Genomic DNA, 4,494 nt, shown 5'->3' with positions numbered 1-4,494 from the left:
GCCTCGGCTGGTTCGCCAGGTCGCATGGCCTCGCCGCGAACCAGATCGTCGCGGTCGAGGCCGTCGACGCGCAGGGCAGGGTCGTGACGGCGGATGCCGACCGCAACCCCGACCTGTTCTGGGCGCTGCGAGGGGGCACGGCGCCGGTCGTCGTGACCGCCGTGGAACTCGCGCTCGTGCCGGTCGCGCAGGTCTGGGCGGGCGGGCTGCTGTGGCCGCTCGAGCGAGCCGCCGACGTTGCCCACGCGTGGCGCGAGTGGACCGAGACCGTCCCGGATGCCGTCACCTCGCTCGCCCGCATCCTCCGCTATCCGCCGCTCCCGGAACTGCCCGACGCCCTGCGGGGACGCTCCTTCGTGTCGGTCGAGGTGGCGATCCAGGCGGATGCCGACGAGGCCGCCCGGCTGCTGGAGCCGCTGCGCGCGCTGGCGCCGGAGCTCGACACAGTCCGGCCGATGCCGCCGTCGGAGCTCTCGTCGGTCCACGGCGATCCGGTGGACCCCGTGCCTGCGCGTGGGGAAGCGGTCGTGCTGAGCGAGCTGACCCCGGCATCCGTCGGCGCCGTGCTCGATGCGGCGCTCGCTCCGGCGGCGGCACCGCTGCTGTCGATCGAGGTGCGGCAGCTCGGCGGGGCGCTGTCCCCCGGCCGTGGGGACGGCGGTGCGGTCAGCGCTGTGGACGGCGCCGGTCTGGTGTTCGTGCTCGGCATCGTTCCTGTACCAGAAGCCGCCGAGCAGGTGCGCGCCGCGGCAGCGCACGTGATCGACGGGCTCGGCGCCTACTCCTCGGGCGCCGTCGTGAAGAACTTCGCCGAAACGCCGGCACCGGCATCCGCCGTGTACGGCGCCGCCGTCACGGGCCTGCGCGAGGTCGCGGCGGCGTGGGACCCCGACGGGGTCATCAACCTGGGCCACCCGCTGGACTGACGTCCGCGGAGGGTTCCCGCGCCCAGGGGTAGGAGGCGCGGGGACGGCCGGCGCAACGGCGGGGGAACCGTCGCCGGCCCGGGGGAGGGGGCCGCGGCATCCATTCGGGCGGATGTCGCGGCCCCGCACTCTTGAGCGGGACTGTCCGTGCTAGACTGACTCTTTGTCTGCGCGCACTCCAGCACGCAGTTCGTGCCCTTCCCCGCGTTCGACTCGCTTCGCTCGCTCAACAAGCGGAGTGCGACGCGCGCTCGTCGATCAACGGGTGGGGTGCAGACAAGGGATCTTGGGTGGCACCGTCCGGTGCCACGGTATAAGAGGAGACATCACTATGGCAGCAGTGTGCCAGGTGACCGGAGCAGTTCCCGGCTTCGGTCACAACATCTCGCACTCGCACCGCCGGACGAAGCGCCGCTTCGACCCGAACGTGCAGAAGAAGACCTACTTCGTTCCGTCGCTCGGCCGTAAGGTCACGCTGAACGTGTCGGCCAAGGGCATCAAGGTCATCGACGCCCGCGGCATCGAGTCGGTCGTGAAGGACCTCATCGCGAAGGGTGTGAAGCTCTAATGGCGAAGAAGGCTCAGGACGTCCGTCCGATCATCAAGCTGCGTTCCACCGCCGGCACGGGGTACACCTACGTGACGCGCAAGAACCGTCGCAACAACCCCGACCGCATCGTGCTGAAGAAGTACGACCCGGTGATCCGCAAGCACGTCGAATTCCGAGAGGAGCGCTGATCTCATGGCCAAGAAGAGCAAGATCGCGCGCAACAACCAGCGCGAGGAGGTCATCGCCCGGTATGCCGAGAAGCGTGCCGAGCTGAAGAAGACCCTCGTCGACCCGAACGCCACCGACGAGGCCCGCGAGGCCGCACGCGTCGGCCTGCAGAAGCTCCCGCGCAACGCGTCGCCGGTGCGCCTGCGCGGCCGCGACGCCATCGACGGCCGCCCGCGCGGCTACCTGTCGAAGTTCGGCATCTCGCGCGTCCGTTTCCGCGACATGGCGCACAAGGGCGAGCTGCCCGGCGTGACCAAGTCGAGCTGGTAAGCACTTCCGCCGCGGAAAGGCCCGCTCCCCTGTTGGATTCAGAGGAGCGGGCCTTTCCGCGTAGCTCATCCCGTCGGCATCCTTCCCCCCTCGCGATCCGACGCAAGTGGTCGCTTGCGTCGGTCTTCATGCGGCCATTTGCGTCGGATCGAGGGTGAAACAGGGGGGAGATGGCGGAGGCTAGGCGGCGTGCGTGACGGCCCAGTCGAGGGCGAAGTCGGCGACCTCTTCCCAGCCGTCCTGGCTGACGATCCGGTGCGTGCGGCCGGAGAACTCCTTGTAGTCGACGACGGCGGGGCTGCCGGTGGCCTGGTACCTCTTCACGATCGCTCTGCCGATCGCGGGCGGCACGACGTGGTCGCGGCTGCCCGTGACGATCAGCAGCGGCGCCCGGTCGGTGCGGCCGTAGTCCACGTGCGAGGCCCCGCCCTTCTCGTTGAACGCGCCGGCGACGCCCTCGAAGAACACCCGATTGTAGGAGTTGACGGCCTGCTCCTCCCAGATGCGGTCGGACTCGGCGCGCGTCAGGTCGTTGCCGAACGTGAAGTGGAAGTGCGACTTCGAGATCGGCTTGGCGCCATTGCGCCCGAACGGGTTCGACAGGATCGGGAACCCGGTCCACAGCGTCGACGGCGGCAGCGTCGTGATGCCCGCCGGCTGCCCCGGGGTGACCCCGACGTAGGCGACGCCGAGCCCGCGGTCGGCGAGCATCTGCACGAACAGGCCGCCGAAGGAGTGGCCCATGATGATCGGCTTCTCGGGCAGCTCGCGGATGATGCGCTCGTAGTGGTCGACGATCTCGCGAATGCCGATGCCCTTCAGTGCTTCGGGGTTGCTGCGGATGTCGGCGACGGTGCGATCGTCGATCCCGGGCCATCCCGGGACGATGACTTCGTGCCCGGCGGCGCGGAAACGCTCGGCCCAGGTGTCCCAGCTCTTCGGGGTCATCCACAGTCCGTGGATGAGGACGATCGGTGTCTTGTGCGTCGTGTTCATGGCGGTGTTCCTGTCTGTCTGTGTGTGTCGTGGCGGTCGTCGTGGCGCGGGATGCCGAGGGAGTTCGTGCCGGGTCATCCCGGTTGCTGTATCCTGATAGTAGACCGAACGTTCTATCTACTCAAGGGTATTCCTGAGATGACCGAAAATGTTGCTGTGACCTCTTCCGACTCCCTCGACGAGATCGCGGGATCCGGGCTGTCGGCGCGCGAGCGCCTGCTCGCCGCGGCGACCGCGCTGTTCTACAACGACGGCATCCACTCGGTCGGCGTCGACCGCATCATCACGGTGGCGGGCGTGACCCGCGCGACCATGTACAAGCAGTTCGGCGGCAAGGAAGAGCTGGTTCTCGCGTATCTCGAGGGGGAGGATGCCGGCATCCGCGCGCTCTTCGACGACGCCGCCGCCTCCGCTGCTGCCAGCGGTGCTGCGCCGGAAGAGCTGCTCGAGCTCGTGATCGGCGGCATCCAGCAGGACATCGCGCACCGGCATACGCGGGGGTGTCCCTTCATCAACGCCGCCGCGGAGTATCCGGATGCCGGGCCCGTCCGCGACCTGATCGCCCGACACCGCGAGTGGTTCCGCGAGACGCTGCGGGCCCTCGCCGACGCGGCCGGCCTGCGCGACCCCGGCGAGGTCGCAGGAGCGCTCGTGCTGCTGCGCGACGCCGCTCTCGTCGGCGGGTACCTCGACGGCCGCGACCGGGTCGCGCCGGTGTTCGGCGACACGGCCCGCGCCGTCATCGCTGGCCATGTCGATCGCGAGCGGTCGACGGCATGAATCGCGACACGCCGGAGATATGACGCCGGAGGGCCGGAAATCCGCGGATTTCCGCGGTTCGTGGGTATATTCGGGGGCGGTCCTACCGACCAACCCGGGTGCACGGCACCCGGTCCGATCTCACTGAAGGCGGCAGGCAGCTGCCGTCTGGAGGACAACCCCATGGCTATCACCAAGACCGAACTCGTCGCGAGCATCGCCAGCGCCACCGGCGAGAGCCAGGCCACCGTCGGCCGCGTCGTCGACGGCCTGTTCTCGGCCGTCTCCGAGGCCGTCGCCAAGGGCGAGAAGGTCACGATCCCCGGCTTCCTCTCGTTCGAGCAGGTCGCCACGGCGGCTCGCACCGGCCGCAACCCGCAGACCGGCGAGGAGATCAAGATCGCCGCGGGCAAGCGCGTCAAGGTGACCGCCGGCTCGAAGCTCAAGGCTGCGGTCAAGTGAGTCGAGGCGGGTCAATGCCGCGCAGCGGCGTTGACGCGCCTGCGACTCAGGTTGAGTAGCCGCGCGCTTGTGCGCGGCGTATCGAAACCTTCGCGACGAGCGTCGCACTCGACCACCGGATTGGGAGCAAGCCCCACGAAGGGGGATGCCGTCGGCATCCCCCTTCTGCGTGCCCGGCGTCCCACCCGCGGGCACTCGACCGCCGGTCGGGGTGGGCGTGCCCGGTCGGAGGGCTCGGGGGGTCGCAGGTGGCCGTTGTGGGTCGCAGGGTGCGACCAGGTGCGACCCGCCGAGGGGCTCCCG

General features: G+C 69.5%; 7 protein-coding genes. 6 read left to right on the top strand and 1 reads right to left on the bottom strand.

The window, feature by feature from the left end:
* From WBP48_RS17430 to rpsN, 4 genes are all read left to right on the top strand, one after another.
* Positions 1-926, top strand: a 926-nt coding sequence (locus WBP48_RS17430; RefSeq protein WP_424442003.1) for an FAD-binding oxidoreductase, incomplete at its 5' end; no start/stop codon positions are given.
* A 331-nt stretch (positions 927-1,257) separates the two neighbouring features.
* Positions 1,258-1,494, top strand: coding sequence for a 50S ribosomal protein L28 (gene rpmB / locus WBP48_RS17425; protein WP_039402457.1), 237 nt, complete (start codon positions 1,258-1,260; stop codon positions 1,492-1,494).
* Positions 1,494-1,664 (top strand): 50S ribosomal protein L33, encoded by a 171-nt coding sequence (gene rpmG / locus WBP48_RS17420; protein WP_005051772.1) that lies wholly within the window; start codon positions 1,494-1,496, stop codon positions 1,662-1,664. Before rpmB ends, rpmG begins: the two co-directional genes overlap by 1 nt.
* 4 nt (positions 1,665-1,668) lie before the next feature.
* Positions 1,669-1,974 carry a 30S ribosomal protein S14 gene (gene rpsN, locus WBP48_RS17415; protein ID WP_424442002.1) on the top strand — a complete coding sequence of 102 codons (306 nt, stop codon included), beginning with the start codon at positions 1,669-1,671 and terminating at the stop codon, positions 1,972-1,974.
* A gap of 180 nt (positions 1,975-2,154) precedes the next feature.
* On the opposite strand, the gene WBP48_RS17410 is transcribed toward rpsN, so the two are convergent.
* Positions 2,155-2,970 carry an alpha/beta hydrolase gene (locus tag WBP48_RS17410; RefSeq protein ID WP_424442001.1) on the bottom strand — a complete coding sequence of 272 codons (816 nt, stop codon included), beginning with the start codon at positions 2,968-2,970 and terminating at the stop codon, positions 2,155-2,157.
* Positions 2,971-3,126: 156 nt separating this feature from the next.
* Between WBP48_RS17410 and WBP48_RS17405 the strand changes: the two genes are divergently transcribed.
* Positions 3,127-3,750 carry a TetR/AcrR family transcriptional regulator gene (locus WBP48_RS17405; RefSeq protein ID WP_424442000.1) on the top strand — a complete coding sequence of 208 codons (624 nt, stop codon included), beginning with the start codon at positions 3,127-3,129 and terminating at the stop codon, positions 3,748-3,750.
* A 162-nt stretch (positions 3,751-3,912) separates the two neighbouring features.
* Complete coding sequence (locus tag WBP48_RS17400; RefSeq protein ID WP_005051774.1) at positions 3,913-4,191, top strand: HU family DNA-binding protein; 279 nt, start codon at positions 3,913-3,915, stop codon at positions 4,189-4,191.
* Positions 4,192-4,494 lie beyond the last annotated feature (303 nt).

The sequence above is a fragment of the Microbacterium sp. genome, from assembly GCF_049661145.1.
Classification (GTDB): domain Bacteria; phylum Actinomycetota; class Actinomycetes; order Actinomycetales; family Microbacteriaceae; genus Microbacterium.
The sequence above is the reverse complement of the archived record's forward strand: the minus strand, read 5'-3'. Positions and strand labels throughout refer to the sequence as shown.

Coding starts and splice junctions, on each gene's coding strand:
- rpmB (WP_039402457.1), top strand. CDS start 1,258: ATGGCAGCAGTGTGCCAGGTGACCGGAGCAGTTCCCGGCTTCGGTCAC.
- rpmG (WP_005051772.1), top strand. CDS start 1,494: ATGGCGAAGAAGGCTCAGGACGTCCGTCCGATCATCAAGCTGCGTTCC.
- rpsN (WP_424442002.1), top strand. CDS start 1,669: ATGGCCAAGAAGAGCAAGATCGCGCGCAACAACCAGCGCGAGGAGGTC.
- WBP48_RS17410 (WP_424442001.1), bottom strand. CDS start 2,970: ATGAACACGACGCACAAGACACCGATCGTCCTCATCCACGGACTGTGG.
- WBP48_RS17400 (WP_005051774.1), top strand. CDS start 3,913: ATGGCTATCACCAAGACCGAACTCGTCGCGAGCATCGCCAGCGCCACC.